Genomic DNA, 22207 nt, shown 5'->3' with positions numbered 1-22207 from the left:
GCAGGAAGCGTCGGGAATAAAGGATCGGCAACCAGGACGGTTGTGGGAAACGACAGGACGCCACCAGGGACGATTGTTAAGGACAACATTTTACCGAAACGGCCATCTATTCAGGTGGCCGTTTCTTTTTATCGCCCAAAATCCTCTATTGCTCCCACTCCGATAAAACAAACCTATCCGTCGGATAAATAAAATCGATTTTATTTATCGACAGCACAATTCAATACTGGGATCACGCCGCAAAACCTTGCAGCTCTTATTAAATACCCAAATAGGAGGTAGTCCCATGTTGTTTAAAGCCAAGCCACTCGCCCTTGCTTTGGCGGTAGCCCTGACGCCACTCACCGCCATCGCCGATGGTCATTCCCACTCTGCAAAACCCCACACCACCAAATCCCACTCCCTTACACCCCTCTCTACCAAACCAAAGTCCAACCAATTCTGGTGGCCCAACCAGGTGGACCTGAATCCCCTGCGCCAGCACGGTATTGAATCCAACCCCTACGGCGAGCAATTCGACTACGCCGCCGCCTTCAAGCAACTGGACTTGAATGCGGTAAAAGCCGATATCGAAAAACTGATGACCACCTCCCAGGATTGGTGGCCCGCCGATTATGGTCACTACGGCCCGTTCTTTATCCGTATGGCCTGGCACAGTGCCGGTGTGTACCGGGTAGCTGACGGTCGCGGTGGCGCCGCCGGCGGTCAGCAGCGTTTTGAGCCCCTGAACAGCTGGCCCGACAACGCCAACCTGGACAAAGCCCGCCGCCTGTTGTGGCCCATCAAGCAAAAGTACGGCCGCAGTATCTCCTGGGCCGATCTGATGGTGCTTACCGGCAACGTAGCGCTGGAGTCCATGGGTTTTAAAACCTTTGGTTTTGCCGGTGGCCGCGAAGACGACTGGGAAGCGGACCTGGTGTACTGGGGCCCGGAAAACGAATTTCTGGCGGATGAACGTTACAGTGGAGATAGAAAACTGGAAAAACCCCTGGCCGCCGTACAAATGGGTCTGATCTACGTAAACCCGGAAGGCCCCAATGGTGTGCCTGACCCGCAACTGTCCGCCAACGACATTCGCGAAACCTTTGGCCGCATGGCCATGAACGACGAAGAAACCGTAGCCCTGATCGCCGGCGGCCACACCTTCGGCAAAGCCCACGGCGCCGCCAAACCCGAGGGCAAAGTGGGCCCGGAACCCGCCGCCGCGGATATTGAAGAACAGGGTTTTGGCTGGACCAGCAAATACAAAAGTGGCAACGCCGAACACACCATCACCAGTGGCCTGGAAGGTGCCTGGACGGTAAGCCCTGCCCAGTGGACCCACAATTTCCTGCAAAACCTGTTCGGTTTTGAATGGGAAAAAACCCGCAGCCCCGCCGGTGCTATTCAGTGGATTCCCAAAGACGGCCAGGCGTCCAACCTGGTACCGGACGCCCACATCCCCGGCAAACGCCACGCCCCTATCATGCTCACCAGCGACCTCGCGCTGAAAGTGGACCCGAGCTACCGCAAAATCGCCAAACGCTTTCTGGATAACCCCAAAGAGTTCGAACTGGCGTTTGCCAAAGCCTGGTTCAAACTCACCCACCGCGACATGGGCCCCCGCAGCCGCTACCTGGGCAGCGATGTACCCAGCGAAGCACTGCTGTGGCAAGACCCGATTCCCGCTGTAGAGCACGCTTTGGTCAATGCCGGCGATGTGAAAAAACTGAAGGCCAAGGTGCTGAAATCCGGCATCGACACATCCGCACTGGTGCGCACTGCATGGTCATCCGCAGCCAGCTTCCGTGGCACCGACTTGCGCGGTGGCGCTAACGGCGCACGGGTTCGTCTGGCACCGCAAAAAGACTGGGCCGCCAACAATCCGGCGGAGCTGAAAGGCGTGCTGGCCAAACTGGAGAAAATCCAGAAAGACTTCAACCGCAAATCCAAAAGCCGCAAAATCTCCCTGGCGGATTTGATTGTGCTGGCCGGTGGTGCCGCGGTTGAACAGGCGGCCAAAGACGCGGGCCATAAAGTCAGCGTACCGTTCACACCGGGCCGGGCCGATGCCTCGCAGCAACAAACCGATGTGTCGTCCTTCGGCGTACTGGAACCGAAAGCCGATGGCTTCCGCAACTACTACGCCAGCGGCAATAGCCACTCGCCCACCAACATGCTGATCGACAGGGCCAACCTGCTGAACCTCAGCGTGCCGGAAATGACCGCACTGGTCGGCGGCCTGCGGGCGTTGGATGCCAATACTGGCGGATCAAAACACGGGGTTTTCACCAACAAACCCGGCACCTTGAGCAATGACTTTTTCGTCAACTTGCTGGACATGTCTACCCACTGGAAAAAGTCCAAAAAAGCCGCCGGGGTTTACGAAGGCCGCGACCGCAAAACCGGCCAGGTGAAATGGACAGCAACTCCCGTTGACCTGCTGTTCGGCTCCCACGCTGAACTGCGCGCCATCGCCGAGGTATACGCCGCCAACGATGGGGAACAAAAATTCCTCAACGACTTTGTGGCCGCCTGGAGCAAAGTGATGATGCTGGATCGGTTTGATGTAGCGGAGAGGTAAACGCCTCTGTCATCCTGAGCGAAGCGAAGGATCTCACACTTGCCCAAACCAAAGCCCCGTCCGTAAGGGTGGGGCTTTTTTAATATCTCGATATAAGCATCTGTTGCATTTTGTATAATATTTTATACAATCACTTTTATGGAAAGGACTCTAAAGCCAATTTATTGGGAGGGAACCAGCAAATCCGATTTGCTTGGTTTCCCAAACGATGCCAAGCAGACTGCGGGCTATCAGCTTCATCGTCTCCAGCAAGGGAACGACCCGCTGGACTGGAAGCCACTGAAGAATTTGGGCAAAGGCATTAGCGGTGTTTATGAAATACGGATTTGGTCAGACGATGGGACTTATCGGGTCGCCTATGTCACAAAGCTGAAAGACGGAATAACCGTATTACACTGCTGGCAAAAAACAACACAAGCCACCGCCAAGCCAGACATCAAGACCATTATTGATCGCTACAAAGCAGCCAAACAGAGGCTGAAAATATGACAAATGAAGTAACTAAAACAGTAACCACAGGCAGCATTTTCGACGACCTTGATTTCGACCCAGGTGAAGCTGAACAGCTAAAACTGAAAGCAGCCCTGTTCAACACCATTGTCGATTACATGAAAGAAAACAGCCTAACCCAACAACAAACCGCTGATGCGATGGGTGTGCAACGCTCTCGGATTGGTGACATCTGCCGAGGTAAAACAGCTGGATTCACTATTGATGCCTTAGTAGCTATGGCGGCTCGTGTCGGGCTTCAACCCCTGCAAATTGCTGCTTAACGGCTCCAAAACTTCATCACTCACGCATCTGCGCACACCTTTTTTGCAACGCTGCGGAGAATTCACCGCTCACACCTGTCTATACTGATCTATTTATCGACCCACTCTGAAACTAATACCAACAACAAGCACCAACACATGAGGAATCACCATGCTGGGATACACAACCATTGGCAGCAAAGACCTGGCCAGAGCCACCGCCTTTTACGATGCACTACTGGAACCCATTGGCGGCAAACAACTGATGGGGCTGGACCGCATTAAATTCTACGGCGACGGCAAAGGTGGCGCTATGCTGGCGGTTTGCACCCCCTCCGACGGCGGCGAGCAAAGCTGTGGCAACGGCCAGATGATCGCCATTCCCGGCGGCTCGGAAGAAGGCGCCAACGCCCTGTACAACAAAGCCATCGAACTGGGCGCCAGCTGCGAAGGCAAACCCGGCTGGCGTACCGACTTTTTCTACGGTGGCTATGTGCGCGATCTGGACGGCAACAAGATTTCGTTTTATCACATGACGCTGTAAAGGGCTGTCCTCAAGCCGTCATTGTGAGGGAGCCTTTCCTTATTAAAGAAAAGCGACTGCGGCAATCCAGCGACTTTGACCTAAAGACACTGGATTGCCACGCTGCGCTCGCGTTGACAGCCGTAGAGCGGCCCTGCCCTGCTAACATCCCAGGGCAATCGGGCTTAAAACCGCCTGACCCGTCATTCCCGTGCAGGCGGGAATCCAGAAACCACCGCATTGCAAAGTTTTGGTGCCATTAAACAGCAGACGTGAATTTGTTTTTATGGAGCAGTGCTGTTCTCTGGTCATGGACTTTGGCGGTTCGAGATAGGGAGAGGCGCAGAGAGTATTCGGCAATTCAGAGAATATTCACCTCTGATACTCCGAGATTAAGAAGGGCGCGAAGTCCGTAAACCCTTGCCACATAAGGCCTGTAGTGCGGGGTGCAGGCAATAAAAAAGGCCAACCGAGAACGGTTGACCTTCGTTATTTGGTGGAGGCGGCGGGAGTTGAACCCGCGTCCGTCAGCACTCCGCCCTCGGCTCTACATGCTTAGACCCCATTTATTAATTTAGCGTCACACAACCCAATGGGCAGGGCGTGGTCGGCGATCCTGGTTATGTTTAACAGTGGTGCCCCAGGCAAACCTCACTGCGGTCCAGTTCTATTTGACAGAAGCTTCCCGTTTACTGGCATCCAGTGGCTTCTGCTAGCGGGCTTATGCCGCCAGAGCGTAGTTGTCGTCGTTGGCAACTAATAAAATACGACTTTGGATTTACGTGATTGGTCGTCATCACGACATGCACCTTGGGTTTTGTTACCGGCGTCGAATCCAAAACGCCCCCAGGCGGAGCTATCTGGCCAACTGCGGCGTTGTCCGGCGGATTCGCTGCTCGTCACATACTTATGTATGCTCCTCGCCGCTCACCTTGGACGCCTTGCATTTGGCTCAGCTATCTCCGCCTGGCGCTCTGAATGATGAAAACCAAACAAAACCAAAGCGGAGATGCCCCACAGTGTTCGTATGTTTTCCCGGCGCCAGGCGCTTATCTCTGGGTGGGTGTCATCCACGAACGCAGGGGATTGTAGCAGAGATTTGCGTCACAACAGCCCTTCGGCTTAAATAAGCCAACTATTTGCAGAGGCGAGAATAATGACAAACGCAACCGATGCTTCCCCTACCCTGATGAATCGTGTGCTCAACAAGGTAGAGGTGATCGGCAACAAGCTGCCCGACCCCGCCATTTTGTTCTTGTACGCCCTGCTGATTGTCTGGGGGCTGTCCTGGCTGCTATCCGGGGTGGATTTTGGCATTAACCACCCCAAAACCGGCGCGCCACTTGAGGTGGTTAACCTGCTGACCGGCACCGAGATAGCCAGCTTTTTATCCAATATGGTGACAACCTTTACCAGTTTTGCTCCTCTGGGAGTGGTGCTGGTGGCCATGCTGGGGGTTGGGGTTGCCGACGAATCCAAATTTATCAACACCGGTTTGAAGTTGATGCTGCGCCGCACGCCAACCGAACTGCTGACGCCCATGGTAATTTTGATTGGCCTGCTCAGCCACAGCGCCATCGACGCCGGTTATGTGCTGGTGATCCCCCTGGGCGGTATTATCTTTTACGCCGCTGGCCGTCATCCGCTGGCAGGAATCGCGGCGGCGTTTGCCGGCGTATCCGGTGGCTTTAGTGCCAACCCCGCACCTTCCGCATTGGACCCGTTACTACAGGGCTTTACCCAGCCGGCTGCGCAAATTATCGACCCCAGCGTTGAAGTGAATCCGCTGGGCAATTACTTTTTTACCGCTGTTTCCAGTGTGCTGGTGATAGCCTTGGGTTGGTTTCTTACCGATAAGGTCATCGAACCGCGCCTGCAAAAAACCGCTGCACTGAACGATGATATTGAGCCGGCAGAAGATTTAAGCACTGTGACAGCACAGGAAAAGAAAGCATTTTTGGCCGCCACCCTGACCATGCTGGCGGGCTTCGCACTGTTGATTCTGACCATGCTACCCGCCGACTCCCCACTGCGGGATGCAGAGGGCTCGCTGAACTCCTTTAGCGCCCCCATTATGAAATCCATTGTGCCGCTGATTTTGCTGCTGTTTTTAATCCCCGGCGTGGTGTATGGCCGCATGGCGGGCACCTTTAAAAGCGGCAAAGACGTGATCGACGCCATGAGCAAATCCATGTCGAGCATGGGCTACTACATCGTAATGGCGTTTTTCTGCGCCCTGTTTGTAAAGGCCTTTGCGGATTCCAATATCGGTGCGCTGCTGGCAGTAAAAGGGGCGGATGTCTTAAAAGAGCTGGCATTGCCCGGTGGAGTCACCCTGTTTGGCATTATTCTGCTGGTGGGCTTTGTGAATATCTTTGTGGGCTCCGCCTCGGCAAAATGGGCGCTGCTGGCACCGATTTTTGTGCCCATGCTGATGCAGTTGGGTTTTTCACCGGAATTAACCCAGGCCGCCTATCGGGTAGGGGATTCATCCACCAATATCATCACCCCGTTGATGCCCTACTTCCCGCTGGTGGTGGTGTATTGCCAGCGCTATGTGAAGCAAACTGGCATCGGTAATCTGGTGTCCATGATGCTGCCCTACTCACTGGTGCTCCTGGTGTGCTGGTCGCTGTTTTTGATGGCTTACTGGGGTCTGGGTATACCTCTGGGGTTTGGAGCCAGCTATAGCTACCCGTAATGTATAGAAGGTCACAAAAACTCCAGCGGTTTAACTGATCCAGATCAGTTTCGGTGGTTTGGCGATTCCTATAATGACGCCAACTTTTACCCCACTGGAGTGACCGCCATGTCTGCCCAAGAAACTGTACTGGTCGTTGTCGACCCTCAACAAGACACCCACCCGGCGATGGACCGCGCCATTGCCAACGCCAAAATCCGTAAGCCGGAAGAGCGTTCCCGGCTGGTGATTCTGGTTACCCCGGATACCGACGACCTGGCCAAACAACCGGTCACCAAGGGCCAGGCCTGGCTCAGCGGTTTGATGTCCATGGCGTTTCAGGACAAGGTGGAATACCAGCTGGAATTGGGCTGGGGAGCCTCCCTGCCACAGGTGCTGCACAACGCCGTGGAAAAGTACCAAGCCAATCTGGTGATGTTGCCGCTCTACAAAAACGGCAACGACAAAGTACTGAACGACGACCGCTGGAACTTCCTGCGCAACGCCCAAACCCCAGTGCTGTTGATTCGCCCGGAAAACAATCGCCCCCGCAAAAAGCTGCTGGCGGCCATTAAAGTGCAAGACAGCAAATACCAGCAGCTTAACCAAACCGTGGCATCCCGCGGCCAATGGGCGGCACAGCGCTACAACGCCGACTTGCATCTGGTGAACTGCTACAGTGACTCCATGCGCTTCCCCGACCGCAGCGCCATCGCTCGCCTGGCGGATGTGCCCAACGAGCGCATTCACATACAGCAAGGCGACCCGGACCAGGTGATCCCCCGCGTAGCCAACGACATCGACGCCGATATGATTTTGATGGGCACCCAACGCCGTACCGGACTTAAAGGTGCGTTGCGTGGCAACACCATTGAGAAGATTATTCGCGACCTGCCTCAGGACGTGATGATGTTGGTGTAAAGACGGCAGCGGGCCTCTTGCGGCTGGCTGCCCGAGTATTATCCCCGCTCAGGCGGGGATACATTCAATGTTTTCCGCATAACCCGATGCGACAGGCCAACCTCCATAAAAATTTCGCCGGAAGCACTGAACCCCAGTTTTTTATAAAAACCCTCGGCGCTGGTGCGGGCGTGCAACACAATTTCACTGCAGTCATGGTCACCGGCCCATTTCTCAGCGGCCTGAACCAGCTGGCTGCCAATGGTGCAGCCGCGATATTCGGGCGCCACAGCCATTTGCCTTAACTTGACACCATCCTGCTCCCAGGGCGCCAGTACCAAACAACCCACAATCTTGCCAGCCAACTCACAAACCAGGTGGCCAGAATCCGCTTCAGCCTCAAGCTCGGCATCGCTAAACCCCAAACCCTGGGGCTTGCGCAGCACTTCGTAACGCAGCTGTACCGCGCTGTTGTAGGCCTCGCTGCCGTGTTCAACAGAATAACAATGGCCATTGCCTTTATGTTCATTTCGCTTTCTCTGCTCGCCGCCTTTGCTCATCAGGGTCAATCCGGGGTTTACCTTTAAACTGTATTCATATACAGTGCACATCAACTGTACACAAATACAGTATTAACTGCCTTTAAAAGCAGCAACAGAAAGTCAGGAGAGCACGCCATGTTTATCAGCCATCGGAGTACCCCCAAACACAGCGGATTTCTGCGTCAGTTGTTTGGCCCCACTAGCGCACCGACCATGGCACAGCCATTCACCTCTCCCCGGCTTCAGCAGCAAGCCCAGCTCTGTGATACCACTCAAATCAAACAGTCGGTGCGCCATCACTGCCACAACCCGGTGAATGCCTTGCTGGACAAAAGCCAACCACAACAGCGCCTGGCCCGTGAGCTGAACCGCCCTGGCTACCACCCAACGCCCATTACCCTGGGCTTAAAGAGCGATCCTTACCGGGTAAACGACAACCAGTTGGCCACTACCCGGCAGATACTTGAACTACTACTGGCTCACAAACACCCGGTACACATCATCACCAAGAGCCACCTGATTGTAAAAGACCTGGATATCCTCACTCAGTTGGCAAAACAACGTTTGTGCACCGTTGAGCTATGCCTGCACACCATGGATAGCCAGCTGAGTCGCAAAATTGAGCCACGCACTTCATCGCCAGCGGCACGCCTGAAAACCATCGGCCGATTATCCGCTGTCGGCATTCCTGTAGCTGCCATGGTTGCGCCGCTGATTCCCGTGGTCAACGACGCCGAGATGGAGGCTCTGCTCACCGCCGCCCAACAAGCTGGCGCCATCGCCGCTGGCTACGAATACCTTAACCTGCCCACAGACTTGTCGGGAGAGTTTGATCTATGGCTGCAGCGCCACTACCCAGAACAAGCAGAGCGCATTTTCCATCTCAGCCAGGCTAACCTCAGCAGCAGCGCCCAGGAATTCGCCCGTATGGTGCAACAGCGCTTCCAGTTGTGCTGCCATAAGCTCGGCCTGAGCCATGGCGGTTTGCCGGCGTTAGATACCACGCGCTTTCAGGCAGCTCGCACTCCCGGTTAAGCCACAATCCCGAATAAGCCTCAACGCCATAATCGATCCAGTACCCCTGCTCGGCAATTCCACCCATTCCCAAAAATATCAAATGTTATGATATAACATTTGATATTTTTGGGTGTTCGTGCACAATAACCGCCCCGTTAAAGCGCCCCCCGGCACTCCCCCTGCAAGCAACCGACCATCGTGAACAGCAACTTTCAACATGCAACAACACGCAAATCTGCGAGAACGCTCCAGGTAAAGCCCTGGAAAGCGGGTGTGTTGTGGCTGTTCACCGGCCTGTTAACGCTCAACAGTATCGCCTCCGCCAGCCATATCCACATCGCAGACGAACACCACTGCACCGGCCACCATACAATCGACCAGCATGTAAGCGGCCAGTATTTGAGCGGCCAGCACTGCCCAGGCAATCAGGGCTCTGCAGCCACAGACCACAACCCGGCCAACGCACACTGCTCGCTGTGCCTTATGGCGGATATGGGCAAGTGCTACCTGGCAGTGACAGACATTACATGTCACCAACTCATCACAACGCCAACTGCCAGCCTATTCAGAACCCGGCGACTGAATCCTTTCCAGGCCAATTTTGAGGCCAGAGGGCCGCCCCTTCCTGCCTGATTTTGTCCATTTCTGTATCAATTTGACGGCCAATCCGTCGTTCGCCTGTCCCTTAACGGTCAGGCCACACCATTTATTATCAGGGCTGCACCATGAAACAAACTATTCTTGCCAACAAATCACTATTGGCTCTGGCCGTAGGCGCCACCATACCCGGTCAGGTATTCGCACAGAACATTCAACAACCACAATTCAGTATCGACGAAGAAGTCATCATCACCGCATCCCCGGTACACGGCGACGAAGACAAAGTGATCCAGGGTATTTCCGTACTTAGCGGTGACGAACTGCGCGAGCAAGCCGCCGCCACTTTGGGGGAAACCCTGCAGGGCGAGCTGGGTATCAGCTCCGCCTCCTTTGGCCCCGGTGTCGGCTTACCGGTGATTCGCGGCCAGAGCGCCAACCGGGTCAAGGTTCTGCAAAACAGCATCGACACCCTGGATGTTTCCAGCACCAGCCCGGACCACGCCAATGGCACCGAGGCACTGCTGGCCGAGCGCATCGAAGTGCTGCGCGGCCCATCCACCCTGCGTTTTGGCAACGGCGCCATTGGCGGTGTGGTGAATGTTATCGACAACCGCATTCCCGAATCGGTACCGGAATCCACAGAAGCCGCCATCGAACTGCGCCACAACAGCGCCAACAGTGGTGACAACCTGGTGTTCAAGGTAGACGGCGGCGAAGGCAATATTGCCTGGCACCTGGACGGCCTGTATCGCAGCAGCAACAACCTGGAAATCGACGGCCCAGCCCTGCGCGAGGAAGAAGAACACGAAGAAGGTGAGGAGGAAGAAGAAACCACCATCGGTTTTGTAGACAACTCCGACGCCAGCACCAGCAGCGTCACCGGCGGCCTCTCCTGGGTGGGCGAAAACAGCTTTGTAGGCTTTAGCATCAGCCGCCTGGAAAACAACTACGGCATTCCCCCCGGCGCCCACGGCCACGAAGAGGAAGAAGGCGAAGAAGAGGAAGAGGAGGAAGAAGAAATCATCCGCATCGACCTGGAGCAGACCCGCTACAGCCTGAAAGCCGGCGTCAACAATCCCTGGAGCAGTGTTGAAGAACTCAGCTTCAGCTTCGCCTACAACGACTATCAACACATTGAGTTGGAAGGTGAAGAAACCGGCACCGTATTTGACAACGAGGGCTTTGAAGGCCGCCTGGAATTGGTACACAAGCCCTGGGGCGACTGGAAAGGCGCCGTTGGCCTGCAATTCAAGCAGACGGATTTTGCCGCCGTGGGCGACGAAGCCTTTGTCGCACCTGCCGATATCAGCAACTACGGCCTGTTCTGGCTGGAGGACCTGCAGCGGGATGATTGGCATTTCGAGCTGGGGCTGCGCGCCGAACGTCAGGAAATTGATTCCGACACCGGCGTCACCGCCTCGCACACCACCACAACCGCTTCTGCCGCCAGCCAATGGCTGTTTACCGACAACCAGCACCTGAGCTTTAGCCTGACCCGCGCCGAGCGCGGCCCCAGCGTGGAAGAACTGTTTTCCAGCGACGAGGTTCCTCACCTGGCCACCGGCGTGTTTGAATCGGGCAACCCCAACCTGACTGAAGAAGCCAGCCTGAACTACGAGCTGGGTTACCACTATCACAGCGATGCGGTCACGCTGCGGGCCTTCCTGTTCTACAACGACATCAGCGACTTTATCTTCCTGAGCGACAGCGGCATCGTTATGGACGAACTGCCGGTGTTTAACTACCTGCAGCAAGACGCCACCTTCCAGGGCGCCGAAGCCGAGCTGAACATTGCCCTCAATGAACAACTGACCCTGAATCTGTTTGGCGACTACGTGCGCGCCGAGCTGGATGCCGGCGGCGACATTCCCCGCATCACCCCGGCCCGCATAGGCACAGAGCTGGCGTACGACGCCAACAACTGGAAAGCCAAACTCAGCTGGACCGAAGTGCAAGACCAGGACCGCCCCGGTGAAGGCGAAGAAGCCACCGCAGGCTACAGCCGCGTGGACACCAGCTTGAGCTACCTGATCGATGGCAGTAACGCCAGCTACACCCTGTTCCTGCGGGGCAGCAACCTGCTGGATGAAGACATTCGCGATGCCACTTCATTCCTCAGGGAATTTGCACCCCAGGCTGGCCGCAGCTTTGAGTTGGGAGTGAGAATAGAGTTTTGATCCCTCGCCATTCTGTCTGACCCCCGCGAAGGATCTCGTACCTCAAACCGGTGTAGAGATTCTTCGCTGCACTCAGAATGACAAATTTGACAGCCACGGCACCCCAATATCCCCACCCTGCAAAACTTTCACACTGTCAGCGCATCCAATTGGTTACACTCACGCCATTGATGGGAGAACCTTGTGAAAGCACTTTTTAAATGGCTACTTGGCCTGGTACTGGGCCTTGCGACCCTGGCAGTGATCGGCGTTGCCATACTGCTGTTTGTGGTCGACCCCAATCAATACAAACCGCAGCTGCAGCAACTGGCCAAAGACAACCAGATAGAGCTGAATATTGACGGCGACCTGAGCTGGCAGCTGTGGCCGGATGTGGCCATCAGTGCCGCTGACACCCGCATTGGCGGCATAGATATTCCCGATATTCAGGTCGCCCAGGCAGACCTGGCACTGGAATTGGCCAGCCTTGTAAAAGGTGAACTGGTGGTGCAAAAAGTCACCATCGACGAGCCACTGATTCGCCTTGAACTAACCGACAGCAACGCCAGTCAGCAGGCAGGAGCCATCGCCTCCGCCCCTATTGCCTCTGCCTCCACCACAACAGATAACAACAACTCCGGCAGCCCGTTTGCCATTCACAGCTTACGCATCAATAACGGCACCCTGGAGCTGCTGGAAAACGGCGTACTGCAACAGCGCATTGGCAACCTGAACATCAGCGGCCAGCAGGTCAACCTGGTTAACCGGCCATTTCCCTTTGACCTGGCATTCACCACCGCATTACCGGGGATAGCGGAAAAGCTGAAATTGCAATTCAGCGGCCAGGTAAGCAACGACAACCTGCAACAGATCGCATTGAATGGTGGCAAAATCAACCTGCACCTCACCAGCCAGGCCTATGGCGACCACCAGCTGAGCGGAGCATTCAATGCCCAGCTCAACCTGCGCGAAGATCAACTCTCCCTGCCCGACCTGAAACTGGAACTGGACGGCATTCCCCTGTCCCTGTCCGCAGTTATCGAACAGCTGAGCCAGACACCACAGATCGCAGGCACCCTCAATCTGCCCCCGTTTAACCCAGGCCCACTACTGGACAGTCTGTCTACCGACAGCCCCACAACCAATATCAAACACCTGGGACTAAGCAGTGACTTCCGCATTGCCGCAAACCAATATCAGCTGGATAACCTTGTTCTCACCCTAGACGATTTCGCCCTCACCGGCAGCCTGAATACCACACTCGCCCAACAGCGCCATATAAAAGCTCTGCTCAAAGGCACCACTCTCAATCTGGACAACTACATCGACAGTGACGACGGTACCGACCAGGCAGCCAACCCAGCACTGTTCGCGCCCCTGGTCGCACCTTTGGCGCTACTGCAAGGTGGTCGCGGGCAAATAGAAATCGCCCTGGACAAGCTGATCGCCCAGGGTATTGAGCTGGACAACCTGCAAATCAACAGCTTTGGCAACGGCCAGGTACTGGAAGTAGCCAACGCCTCCGCCAACGGTTTTGGCGGCACCCTGCAGGCCAATGCCCGCATTGACCTTTCCCGGCCACAGCCACAACTGACCTTTGCCATAGACACCAAAGACGTGGATATGGAAACCGCCCTCACGTCAGTGGCGGACTTCAATGAACTCAGTGGCCGTGGTGACCTGCAATTCAGCGGCTCCAGCCAGGGCAACAGCGGCGAGGCCCTAAGCGCCAACCTGCGAGGCAATGGCCGCTTTGTACTCAACGACTCACACTACAGCGCCACCAACATCGAGCAGCAGTTGTGCGCCGTGGCCGGTGACAAAAACCAGCAGCCGCAGAGCTGGCCCCAAGGCACGCGCTTCAACACCACCGCTGGGCGCTTTGCCCTCAACGGCGACACCCTCACCCTGAACAGCGTTACCAGCGGCGTTGGCAATGTGGCGCTGCGCGGCCAGGGCGACCTGCACATGCAGCAAGGGTTAATGGACATGCGTCTGGTGTTCAACATCAACGGTGCCACCTCCAGCGAACAGGGCTGCGTGCTGCGCAGCAAGTCCATCCAGAACCGCGATATCCCCCTGCACCTGAAGGGCCCTGTGGATAACATCAACGGAGTTGTCAGCAACGCACTGGTAGACCTGATGGCGCGCACACTGATCGAAAGCAAAAAAAGCCGCCTGCTGGATAAACTGCTGGGCACAGACGAACAACACCCAGAGGGCGAACAGGCCCGCGAAGATACACCCCCCAAAGACACTAAAGACCAGCTCAAAGACTTGCTGAAAGGCCTGCTGAAAAAGCGCTAACGCAAACAGCGCAACGAACCTGTCTTCCTGAGCACAACAAACCCGTTGCCCTGAGCGCAGCGACCCCATCACCCTGACCACAACAAACCTGTCATCCTGAGCGCAGCGAAGGATCTCTATTGAGATACAATCCAGAATTCTTCGCTACGCAAAGAATAACAACCAGCCTATGCCGACATGCCCATTCGCCCAACGCCTGCTCACCTGGTTCGACCAGCACGGACGCCACGACCTGCCCTGGCAGCAGAACATTACTCCCTACCGGGTGTGGATATCGGAAATCATGCTGCAACAAACTCAGGTAGCCACGGTTATCCCCTACTACCAGCGTTTTATGGCGCGTTTCCCGGATGTGCACTCACTGGCCGCTGCACCCCAGGACGACGTACTGCACCACTGGACCGGCCTCGGCTACTACGCCCGCGCCCGCAACCTGCACAAAGCCGCGCAACAGGTGGTGGCAGAACAGGGCGGCGAATTCCCCGACACAGTAGAACAACTGTCGGAGCTGCCAGGCATTGGTCGTTCCACCGCTGGCGCCATTCGTGCTATCGCCTTTAAAAAACGGGCGGTGATTCTGGATGGCAACGTCAAACGGGTGCTCACCCGCTATCGCGCCATTGCCGGCTACCCTGGTACCACCACAGTGGCCAACCAGCTGTGGCAACTGGCAGACAAGCTCACCCCACAAAAACGCGTGGCGGACTATACCCAGGCGATAATGGATTTGGGTGCCACTCTCTGCACCCGCAGCAAGCCCGCCTGCCTGCTGTGCCCCATGCAAAGCGATTGCACCGCCTACGCCGGCGGCAACCCCAGCCAATACCCCCACCGCAAAGCCAAGAAAGAAAAACCGGTCAGGGAGGTTTGCTTGTTAATCCTGCAAAACAACGCCGGCGACATTCTGCTGGAAAAACGCCCGTCAACAGGAATTTGGGGCGGCTTGTGGAGCCTGCCAGAATGCGAAACCACCGCAGACATCGGCAGCGTCTGCGCCCGCTACCAATGTCAGCCCCTGGACTGGGAGGCGACAGAACCCCAACGCCACACCTTCAGCCACTACCACCTGGATTACACCCCCATCCATGTGCAGGTAACCGCAACCCCTCAGGTCATGGAAGCGCAGCGGCAGGTCTGGTATAACCCTGCCACAGAACTCACCCTGGGCACCGCCGCACCCATTGCCCGACTGCTGAACCAACTTCAAAAGGTAACCCCATGAGCCGCACTGTACACTGCCGCAAGCACAATCAGGAACTGCAAGGGCTGGACGCCCTGCCCTTCCCCGGCCCCAAAGGGCAAGACATCTACGACCACGTATCCAAGCAGGCGTGGCAGGAATGGCTCAACCACCAGACCATGCTGATCAATGAAAAGCACCTCAACATGATGGACAAGGAATCCCGCAACTACCTGGCGGAGCAGCGCGACCGCTTCCTCTCCGGCCAGAATTACGACGCCGCCGAAGGCTACATACCGCCCTCTGAATAAGCGCAAAAAATTCTTCCCCTGCCGCTTGACGACCGAGAGATGAGCGGGTTTAATACGCGCCTTCTCGCAGTGCGGGACACCATCCAAGCCCAGATAGCTCAGTCGGTAGAGCAGAGGATTGAAAATCCTCGTGTCGGCAGTTCGATTCTGTCTCTGGGCACCAAACAAGATTCTTAAAACATCCAGAATCGTCTTGAAAGCCCCGCACTGCGGGGCTTTTTAGTTTATACTCAGTCCATAGCAATCCAGCTTAATGCCCCCAAATCCAACCCATTCTGGGGGCATGGACAGGGGCACAATCACCAGCCAAATAAGATATGCCCCCAATTGGAGGCAACATGGCGCTCACCAACATAGCCATCCAGAAGGCCAAGGCGAAAGAAAAAATCTACCGTTTGAGTGACGAAAAGGGCCTATACCTTGAAATTCACCCTAACGGCTCCCGCTATTGGCGACACAAGTACCGCTTCAACGGTAAAGAAAAACGGCTGGCCTATGGCGTCTACCCGGAAGTTAGCCTGAAAGAAGCCCGCGAAAAGCGCGATAATGCCCGAAAGCTGTTAGCTGATACCATCGACCCCAGCGCTGTAAAACGCACCCAGAAACTTCTCAAGAACAATTCAGATAACGACAGCTTCCAAGCAGTTGCCTTGGAATGGTATGCCAAACAACTACCAACCTGGGCGGAGACGACTGCCAAGAAGCGGCTCGCATTATTAGAGAACGACCTATTCCCGTGGCTCGGCTCTACCCCCATAGCGGATATTACCGCTTTAGATCTATTGGCCACTTTGCAGCGTGTTGAAAATAGAGGTGCCAAGGAAACCGCCCACCATGGACGGCAAGTAGCAGGGCAAATTTTCCGTTATGCCCGCCTTACACAGCGCTGTAAACATGATCCGGCTCAGGATTTACGAGGCGCGCTGGCCCCCAAGGCGACAAACCATCGCCCGGCGATTACGGAGCCTGCCAAGCTCGCCGAGCTATTGGTGTTAATTGACCAATACAAAGGCACCCATATAGTCCGTTCACTATTGGCACTTTGCCCCATGCTGTTTCAGCGACCTGGCGAGATGATTTCTATGGAATGGGAAGAAATAGACTTGGAAAATGCAGAATGGCATCTGCCTGCCGACAGAATGAAGATGAGGCTGGCTCATATAGTGCCACTGCCGCACCAGGCAGTCGCAATCCTCAAAGACCTGCACCCTTTAACCGGAAATTTCAAATACGTCTTTCCCAGCCAAAGCAAACGGCGTACACATCATGCGAGTAACGGCACGATCAACAAAGCATTACAGAATATGGGAATCAACACCAAAAGTGTGCATTGCGCCCACGGCTTTCGAGCTACTGCCCGAACAATTTTGGACGAGCAGCTTGGGTATCGTGTGGAATGGATAGAGCACCAATTGGCCCATCAAGTAAAAGACGCATTGGGCCGCGCATACAACCGCACTAAGCATCTACCACAGAGGCAAGAAATGATGCAGGGCTGGGCGAACTACCTTGACCAGCTTCGGGAGAAACAGCGAAGGTAATTTTTATCAGGCCTTCTGCCTTGATTCAATCCAATCAATAATTGAACTTTCATGCCAACCAACAGAACGAGAGCCGGTCAGCTTCACTTGCTTTGGGAAATTGCCTTTACCTATTTCCAAGTAAATCGTTGATCGGGAAAGGCCTGTCATCTGCTGCACATCTTTCAATCTCAAAATTCGGTAACTCATGGTGACTCCATAATTACATTAAGAGACCTTATGCTGCCCAATTGAGCCTAAACAAACATCATTGAATAAACCTGAATGTGAAGAAAGAAAATATAGGCAAATATCCAGCGCTAAAAACCTACAAACAGAAAACCATTCGTGCCTTTTGACCTAACTGGCTATTTTCTGAAAGAAAAACCGATGACTCATGCGCAACTTCGGCACACGACCAGCTGGTTAAAAGCCCACCAAAAACATCTTAAATCATTGTTTTTATTAACTTTAAAGTGGAATCGCTCGTTGCAATTTACACTACGGAGTGTAACCAAGCATTACTCATCCCGGCAAAAATCCGGCAGTTAATCGAATCTCTAATACTCTCCCATTGAATCAGCAAGATCTGCCAGTTAGGCTTTCTGCCGTGAAGAATGTACTAACATTACTATTTCAACTGCTGGGAATGCTTGTTCGTTTGGCCAGACCAAATGGCTATCAAACCCTCGTAGCCGAAAACCTGCTGCTAAAACAGCAATTGTTGATTCATCGCAGAACTCAGCAAAGAGCACCAAATCTTTCAACAATAGACCGAGGCCTACTGGGCTTCTTGGCATCGTTTTTAAGCCACAGACGGTTGGCAAGGGCTTCCATAGTCATCCGGCCTGCAACCCTTTTGAAGTTTCATAAAGCCCTAGTACAACGCAAATACCATTTACTCTTCTCCAACCAACGTAACATACAGAAACCCGGCCCCAAAGGCCCTGACCAAAATCTGATACAAGCCATCATTGACATCAAACTGCGTAATCCCCGCTTTGGCTGCCCACGTATTGCCCAGCAGATCAATCTGGCATTTGGGCTGAGTATTGATAAAGACGTGGTACGCCGGATACTGACCAAACATTACAAGTCTGACCCAAAAAACAAAGGCCCATCTTGGTTAACGACACTCGGCCACACCAAAGACAGCCTGTGGAGCCTGGATTTGTTTCGATGTGAATCCATTCATCTGAAAAGCCATTGGGTATTGGTGGTGATGGATCAGTGCACCCGCCGTATTGTTGGTTTCGCCGCCCACCAAGGTAGTCCAGATGGCCCGGCCCTATGCCGACTGTTTAACCGAATTGCTTCAGGAAAAAATCTGCCTCAGCGGTTGAGCTCGGATAACGACCCGTTGTTTCAATATCATCAATGGAAAGCCAACCTCCGAATACGAGACATTGTAGAAATCAAATCCATTCCTTACGCACCCATGTCGCACCCATTTGTGGAACGGCTGATTGGCAGTGTTCGGCGGGAGCTTCTGGATCAGACATTCTTCTGGAATGTGCATGACCTTGAGAATAAGTTGGCGGATTATCAGCAGTATTACAACCTGCACCGTGCTCACGATTCATTAAACGGGAAAACGCCCGTTACCACGACGTTCAACCGCTCCAGCTTGGACGGTTTTGAGTGGAAAAGTTATTGTCGAGGGCTTTTTCAATTGCCAACTTCGTCTTGAATTAGTAATTCGCCAGGGACAGGTAATCCCCTGCCAGCAACAAACCAAAAATAACACCCCGGCAGATCACTGGCGGGGTGTTGGGTGGGATTTTCTCAGTGATAAAAACAATAAAAACAAGGCAGCGGATATATTAAAGGGCTCTGACCCCTTTAATGCGTATACGGGATATTGAAGAAATCAAATCCATTCCTTACGCACCGATGTCGCATCCTTTTGTGGAGCGGTTAATTGGCAGTGTTCGAAGAGAGTTGCTCGATCACACCTTCTTCTGGAATGTACATGACCTTGAGAGAAAGCTGGCAGATTATCAGGATTACTACAACCTGCACCGTGCTCACGATTCATTAAACGGGAAAACGCCCGTTACCACGACGTTCAACCGCTCCAGCTTGGACGGCTTTGAGTGGAAAGGTTATTGTCGAGGGCTTTTTCAATTGCCAACTTCGTCTTGAATTAGTAATTCGCCAGGGACACGACAAACTGACAACAGACTAGCAGGATTTCCGCAATAAATAAATCTGTCCCCTTTTCGGGCAGTCCCCTTTTCGGTCCCCTTCAAGAAGGATTCTTTTTAAGAGTCCCCAAAAAATCACAGATATCATCTGAAGTTTTTAATTCGCCATCCCCGTCAGAATCAAAGACTATAGTCGTTCCTAGAAGATCATCAAATTCTAAAAAAACCAAGACTTCATTTATAGCACACGACCAGCGACTAGAATCAGGCCCATCATTTTTGCTCAAAAATTTAGTTGCAAAATTATTGACAACTTCGTTACTTATTTTTTCAAAAAATCCCCACGACTCTGATTCCTGTATGTCTTTAATACCTTCCCCCCAGCCTAAAACCGATATCTTTATTTTCCCGCCTGACAACCTTTTTTTATATCGCACTATTCTATTCCAAAAATTTTGTTCACATTCGCATTAGGAGTTTGAGCTGACCTAATAACATCTCTCCATAAATCATCGCCACGCAACCCTTTTTCGTACTTTCTACGGACTATATCCGCAAGTGACGGCATTTCTGGGAGAGTCCTCGCAAGCTCCCTATCCCTCATAAGCATTCGAGCTGTCGTACGAACATCGGTTCTCATTTGGTAGGCCTCTAGAGCTTGCTCTACCGTAGATGCATTTTTATTTATTCTATTTCCAATTTCACGGACATTTTTAACATACCAATCCCTTACTTCCTTATTGCTTAATAGGCGAGGCACTGGTGCCTCGTCTATAGTGCGTAGAGCTTTATTTAAAGTAGATCTAGATGAATTTCTTAGCGTACTTGTTATAAATACAGCCTCTCGACCAGCGAACGTAGAACCCACCATCATCATCTCAACAATGGCTTTTTGATTCTCTACAGACATTTCTCGAATCCGACGATCTTCCATCGGTCCGTCTTGCCATATGTCGCGATTTTCTACTGGTTCTCTCGCAGCGGCCCTTTCAAAACCTTCTCTTCCTGGGGCACCTAATACATCTATAATTTTTTGCCACCAAGGAACTTCGGTTTCAGAACTGGGTTGTTCCGTATAACCCCAAGAAACGGTGATCGTACCATTCGCATACTTACCTCCAGTTTCTTCAGAATAACTTCCTGCCTCTGATTTATCCGATGCAGAACCTTGTCCTTGAATATACAGAATATTGTATTCATCTGAAGGTGTAAAAATCCGGCCTATAGTTCCGAAAATCCCACTGCTGAAGGAGCCGCTTGGTAGCCCAAGAGTTCTTATGACTTGCTGAGGTATTGGAGCCTTATATGTAATATTTGCTATTGCCGTTGCTATTAAAGAGCTTATGACAAATTTCACAAACCCGCCCAATGTCACAAGTTCATAGCCACTCGGATCGATAGAATTGAGTGGATTATTCCAAACGTAAGCATATCTATTCAGGCTTTGACTATACGTCGGCTCTTGTATAAACGGATCAGCCTGCAAAAACCGCGCAATCTTCGGATCGTAAATGCGCCCATTCATATGGATGCGTACGCTTTATGATGGGTGTCTTATATCGTAAGAAACCTCCAAGAGTATTTTCTGAATAGCTACGTTTTAAAAGGTATGGTTGCTACGCAACTGCTGCTGCGATGTTTTTTAGCTGCTTGATCGGACTGGGCTTTTTCTTGACCAGAATGTCATCGTTAATTTTTAGAATGATGCTTTTAATCAATTCTGTTGTGCTACTGATATTTGAAATAGCTTTCAGCAGGCTCAGGTCTTCATAGATTTTGCGGCCTTTCAAAGACAGGCGCTTCTCTGCCTTACCAGTAGCCAACTCACTGGTCATATAGTTAGCCATGTTACGGGCTGCTTTTTCATCAGCAGCCAGCCCATGAATGTAAAACTTCATGATATATGGCACAAAGTCTGGAGATACGCCTATCTCGGCTGACGCCAAGTTCAAAATATCCAGCATGTGTGCAGGCACCCGACTCTCAATGGGTTTGCGCTGCTCTTCTAACTGCTTCTTAACGACAGGCATGGATTGGTGCGGCAAAACACTTACCTCGTCACACCGGTCGCACACACCGACCAAAACATTTTTTACCATGCCACTGCCATCACTAAACGGAACATCTCGTAAAGCAAAGGTGGCATTTTCAAGTGACCCACAGCTTTCGCAGATCGCCTTCTGGGAGTCACCGACTTTGAAAATCTTCATCATAAATCCTCAATGGTGAACACTGATAAATACACTATTGGGTTCAACAAAGTACCACTTGATATACCACTGTTCGCCGCCGTGGCGGGTTTGAACAATGTGCACATCGATATCTTCCACTTGGTGGTGGGAGCTGGACGTATAGTCGCTGCCCCTGGATCGTCCAATAATATCCGACACTTCATCAAGTGATACTTGGCCAGTGGCCAATAGGTTCTTGATATCAATATCTGCTCGCTCTTGGTGCAAAACGCTACCGCTCGCCAAGCATCCAAGAACCTGCCTTTTGGCATCTTTAAATCCCATACTCAATCCTTATTGTACGCCATTTGTCGTACACTTCCAATCCATACCTGTTCACTCAGCAGCCAGTAAGCCCGCTGATAAACTCAAAATCACTCCAGTGCCACACGAATACCTTTTAAAGGCCAAATTATACAGCGACTTAGACATAGCCGGGCAGCTCAAGTCCGCCCGGCTTATTGGTCTTAACACTGTGTCTGAGCAGCTGGGTGAGTTTGTGCATACACTTCCTTCAATCTGTTGATGGCCACATGAGTGTATATCTGCGTCGTCGAGATATCCGCATGGCCCAACATATCCTGCACCACCCGGATATCCGCGCCATTCTCATGCATCAGTGTCGCCGTGGAGTGCCTGAACAGGTTGCAGGCTCCAGGTGTTAAATTGCACCCAAATTTGACCCAGGTTTTGCATCTAAAATTGACCCACCTGGAAGGCCAGATTATGGCCTAGTTGGTTTTTCTCTTACCAGCTTTTTTCTCCTCTCGTTGATGTG

General features: G+C 53.0%; 22 protein-coding genes, 1 tRNA gene and 1 other RNA gene. 16 read left to right on the top strand and 8 right to left on the bottom strand.

Translation table 11 applies throughout. The features are described 5' to 3' along the window. Positions 1–286: 286 nt before the first annotated feature. From katG to ACVBEJ_RS13035, 4 genes are all read left to right on the top strand, one after another. Positions 287–2563: a catalase/peroxidase HPI gene (katG, locus tag ACVBEJ_RS13050; protein WP_447130078.1), complete on the top strand. Its 2277-nt coding sequence runs from the start codon at positions 287–289 to the stop codon at positions 2561–2563. Positions 2564–2701: 138 nt separating this feature from the next. Then, positions 2702–3052 (top strand): type II toxin-antitoxin system RelE/ParE family toxin, encoded by a 351-nt coding sequence (locus tag ACVBEJ_RS13045; RefSeq protein ID WP_447130077.1) that lies wholly within the window; start codon positions 2702–2704, stop codon positions 3050–3052. After that, positions 3049–3336, top strand: coding sequence for a helix-turn-helix domain-containing protein (locus tag ACVBEJ_RS13040; protein WP_447130076.1), 288 nt, complete (start codon positions 3049–3051; stop codon positions 3334–3336). Before ACVBEJ_RS13045 ends, ACVBEJ_RS13040 begins: the two co-directional genes overlap by 4 nt. Positions 3337–3487: 151 nt before the next feature. Next, positions 3488–3859, top strand: a complete 372-nt coding sequence (locus ACVBEJ_RS13035) for a VOC family protein (protein ID WP_447130075.1) — start codon at positions 3488–3490, stop codon at positions 3857–3859. 473 nt (positions 3860–4332) lie between these two features. Here ACVBEJ_RS13035 and ssrA read toward each other — a convergent pair. Further along, positions 4333–4686: a transfer-messenger RNA gene (gene ssrA, locus ACVBEJ_RS13030) on the bottom strand. Positions 4687–4994: 308 nt separating this feature from the next. Between ssrA and ACVBEJ_RS13025 the strand changes: the two genes are divergently transcribed. After that, a complete protein-coding gene (locus ACVBEJ_RS13025; RefSeq protein ID WP_447130074.1) occupies positions 4995–6539 on the top strand; it encodes an AbgT family transporter in 1545 nt (514 codons plus the stop codon). Positions 6540–6647: 108 nt separating this feature from the next. Next, positions 6648–7439: a universal stress protein gene (locus tag ACVBEJ_RS13020; protein ID WP_447130073.1), complete on the top strand. Its 792-nt coding sequence runs from the start codon at positions 6648–6650 to the stop codon at positions 7437–7439. A gap of 38 nt (positions 7440–7477) precedes the next feature. Here the strand turns inward: ACVBEJ_RS13020 and ACVBEJ_RS13015 are convergent, their stop codons facing one another. Then, positions 7478–8029 (bottom strand): GNAT family N-acetyltransferase, encoded by a 552-nt coding sequence (locus tag ACVBEJ_RS13015; protein WP_447130072.1) that lies wholly within the window; start codon positions 8027–8029, stop codon positions 7478–7480. Between the two features lie 66 nt (positions 8030–8095). Between ACVBEJ_RS13015 and ACVBEJ_RS13010 the strand changes: the two genes are divergently transcribed. The 8 genes from ACVBEJ_RS13010 to ACVBEJ_RS12975 all read left to right on the top strand — a co-directional run bounded on the left by ACVBEJ_RS13010 (position 8096) and on the right by ACVBEJ_RS12975 (position 17072). Continuing rightward, a complete protein-coding gene (locus ACVBEJ_RS13010) occupies positions 8096–8995 on the top strand; it encodes a radical SAM protein (protein ID WP_447130071.1) in 900 nt (299 codons plus the stop codon). Between the two features lie 255 nt (positions 8996–9250). Then, positions 9251–9610, top strand: a complete 360-nt coding sequence (locus ACVBEJ_RS13005; protein WP_447130070.1) for a hypothetical protein — start codon at positions 9251–9253, stop codon at positions 9608–9610. Positions 9611–9702: 92 nt separating this feature from the next. Beyond that, positions 9703–11754, top strand: coding sequence for a TonB-dependent receptor (locus ACVBEJ_RS13000; protein ID WP_447130069.1), 2052 nt, complete (start codon positions 9703–9705; stop codon positions 11752–11754). Between the two features lie 183 nt (positions 11755–11937). Beyond that, a complete protein-coding gene (locus ACVBEJ_RS12995) occupies positions 11938–14040 on the top strand; it encodes an AsmA family protein (protein ID WP_447130068.1) in 2103 nt (700 codons plus the stop codon). 169 nt (positions 14041–14209) lie between these two features. Then, positions 14210–15262 carry an A/G-specific adenine glycosylase gene (mutY, locus tag ACVBEJ_RS12990; RefSeq protein ID WP_447130067.1) on the top strand — a complete coding sequence of 351 codons (1053 nt, stop codon included), beginning with the start codon at positions 14210–14212 and terminating at the stop codon, positions 15260–15262. Continuing rightward, on the top strand, positions 15259–15531 hold the full coding sequence (locus ACVBEJ_RS12985) for an oxidative damage protection protein (protein WP_447130066.1): 273 nt from the start codon (positions 15259–15261) through the stop codon (positions 15529–15531). The genes mutY and ACVBEJ_RS12985 overlap by 4 nt, the downstream gene beginning before the upstream one ends. Before the next feature lie 87 nt (positions 15532–15618). Next, positions 15619–15694, top strand: a tRNA-Phe gene (locus tag ACVBEJ_RS12980). A gap of 175 nt (positions 15695–15869) precedes the next feature. Beyond that, positions 15870–17072: a tyrosine-type recombinase/integrase gene (locus ACVBEJ_RS12975; RefSeq protein WP_447130065.1), complete on the top strand. Its 1203-nt coding sequence runs from the start codon at positions 15870–15872 to the stop codon at positions 17070–17072. Between the two features lie 6 nt (positions 17073–17078). Here the strand turns inward: ACVBEJ_RS12975 and ACVBEJ_RS12970 are convergent, their stop codons facing one another. After that, positions 17079–17261, bottom strand: a complete 183-nt coding sequence (locus tag ACVBEJ_RS12970) for a helix-turn-helix transcriptional regulator (protein ID WP_447130064.1) — start codon at positions 17259–17261, stop codon at positions 17079–17081. Positions 17262–17661: 400 nt separating this feature from the next. Here ACVBEJ_RS12970 and ACVBEJ_RS12965 point away from each other — a divergent pair, with 400 nt between their 5' ends. Further along, on the top strand, positions 17662–18741 hold the full coding sequence (locus ACVBEJ_RS12965) for an integrase core domain-containing protein (protein ID WP_447130063.1): 1080 nt from the start codon (positions 17662–17664) through the stop codon (positions 18739–18741). A 155-nt stretch (positions 18742–18896) separates the two neighbouring features. Next, the gene (locus ACVBEJ_RS12960; protein WP_447130062.1) at positions 18897–19196 is read left to right on the top strand and encodes an integrase core domain-containing protein; all 300 of its coding nucleotides are present in this window, start codon (positions 18897–18899) and stop codon (positions 19194–19196) included. Positions 19197–19299: 103 nt separating this feature from the next. Here ACVBEJ_RS12960 and ACVBEJ_RS12955 read toward each other — a convergent pair whose 3' ends face one another. The 5 genes from ACVBEJ_RS12955 to ACVBEJ_RS12935 form a co-directional block, all read right to left on the bottom strand. Further along, positions 19300–19635: a hypothetical protein gene (locus tag ACVBEJ_RS12955; RefSeq protein WP_447130061.1), complete on the bottom strand. Its 336-nt coding sequence runs from the start codon at positions 19633–19635 to the stop codon at positions 19300–19302. Further along, the gene (locus tag ACVBEJ_RS12950; RefSeq protein ID WP_447130060.1) at positions 19635–20723 is read right to left on the bottom strand and encodes an RHS repeat-associated core domain-containing protein; all 1089 of its coding nucleotides are present in this window, start codon (positions 20721–20723) and stop codon (positions 19635–19637) included. Before ACVBEJ_RS12950 ends, ACVBEJ_RS12955 begins: the two co-directional genes overlap by 1 nt. Before the next feature lie 91 nt (positions 20724–20814). Next, on the bottom strand, positions 20815–21411 hold the full coding sequence (locus ACVBEJ_RS12945; RefSeq protein WP_447130059.1) for a hypothetical protein: 597 nt from the start codon (positions 21409–21411) through the stop codon (positions 20815–20817). Positions 21412–21417: 6 nt separating this feature from the next. Further along, positions 21418–21714, bottom strand: coding sequence for a hypothetical protein (locus ACVBEJ_RS12940; protein WP_447130058.1), 297 nt, complete (start codon positions 21712–21714; stop codon positions 21418–21420). A gap of 182 nt (positions 21715–21896) precedes the next feature. Then, positions 21897–22073, bottom strand: coding sequence for a tyrosine-type recombinase/integrase (locus ACVBEJ_RS12935; protein WP_447130106.1), 177 nt, complete (start codon positions 22071–22073; stop codon positions 21897–21899). Positions 22074–22207 lie beyond the last annotated feature (134 nt).

Source organism: Porticoccus sp. GXU_MW_L64 (genome assembly GCF_052983295.1).
Note: the sequence above shows the minus strand (reverse complement) of the source record. Positions and strands in the feature narration are given on the sequence as shown.

What these genes read in the sequence shown, in the direction of transcription:
- katG (WP_447130078.1), top strand. Translation starts at nt 287, where the DNA reads ATGTTGTTTAAAGCCAAGCCACTCGCCCTTGCTTTGGCGGTAGCCCTG.
- ACVBEJ_RS13045 (WP_447130077.1), top strand. Translation starts at nt 2,702, where the DNA reads ATGGAAAGGACTCTAAAGCCAATTTATTGGGAGGGAACCAGCAAATCC.
- ACVBEJ_RS13040 (WP_447130076.1), top strand. Translation starts at nt 3,049, where the DNA reads ATGACAAATGAAGTAACTAAAACAGTAACCACAGGCAGCATTTTCGAC.
- ACVBEJ_RS13035 (WP_447130075.1), top strand. Translation starts at nt 3,488, where the DNA reads ATGCTGGGATACACAACCATTGGCAGCAAAGACCTGGCCAGAGCCACC.
- ACVBEJ_RS13025 (WP_447130074.1), top strand. Translation starts at nt 4,995, where the DNA reads ATGACAAACGCAACCGATGCTTCCCCTACCCTGATGAATCGTGTGCTC.
- ACVBEJ_RS13020 (WP_447130073.1), top strand. Translation starts at nt 6,648, where the DNA reads ATGTCTGCCCAAGAAACTGTACTGGTCGTTGTCGACCCTCAACAAGAC.
- ACVBEJ_RS13015 (WP_447130072.1), bottom strand. Translation starts at nt 8,029, where the DNA reads ATGTGCACTGTATATGAATACAGTTTAAAGGTAAACCCCGGATTGACC.
- ACVBEJ_RS13010 (WP_447130071.1), top strand. Translation starts at nt 8,096, where the DNA reads ATGTTTATCAGCCATCGGAGTACCCCCAAACACAGCGGATTTCTGCGT.
- ACVBEJ_RS13000 (WP_447130069.1), top strand. Translation starts at nt 9,703, where the DNA reads ATGAAACAAACTATTCTTGCCAACAAATCACTATTGGCTCTGGCCGTA.
- mutY (WP_447130067.1), top strand. Translation starts at nt 14,210, where the DNA reads ATGCCGACATGCCCATTCGCCCAACGCCTGCTCACCTGGTTCGACCAG.
- ACVBEJ_RS12985 (WP_447130066.1), top strand. Translation starts at nt 15,259, where the DNA reads ATGAGCCGCACTGTACACTGCCGCAAGCACAATCAGGAACTGCAAGGG.
- ACVBEJ_RS12975 (WP_447130065.1), top strand. Translation starts at nt 15,870, where the DNA reads ATGGCGCTCACCAACATAGCCATCCAGAAGGCCAAGGCGAAAGAAAAA.
- ACVBEJ_RS12970 (WP_447130064.1), bottom strand. Translation starts at nt 17,261, where the DNA reads ATGAGTTACCGAATTTTGAGATTGAAAGATGTGCAGCAGATGACAGGC.
- ACVBEJ_RS12960 (WP_447130062.1), top strand. Translation starts at nt 18,897, where the DNA reads ATGCGTATACGGGATATTGAAGAAATCAAATCCATTCCTTACGCACCG.
- ACVBEJ_RS12950 (WP_447130060.1), bottom strand. Translation starts at nt 20,723, where the DNA reads ATGAATGGGCGCATTTACGATCCGAAGATTGCGCGGTTTTTGCAGGCT.
- ACVBEJ_RS12945 (WP_447130059.1), bottom strand. Translation starts at nt 21,411, where the DNA reads ATGATGAAGATTTTCAAAGTCGGTGACTCCCAGAAGGCGATCTGCGAA.
- ACVBEJ_RS12940 (WP_447130058.1), bottom strand. Translation starts at nt 21,714, where the DNA reads ATGGGATTTAAAGATGCCAAAAGGCAGGTTCTTGGATGCTTGGCGAGC.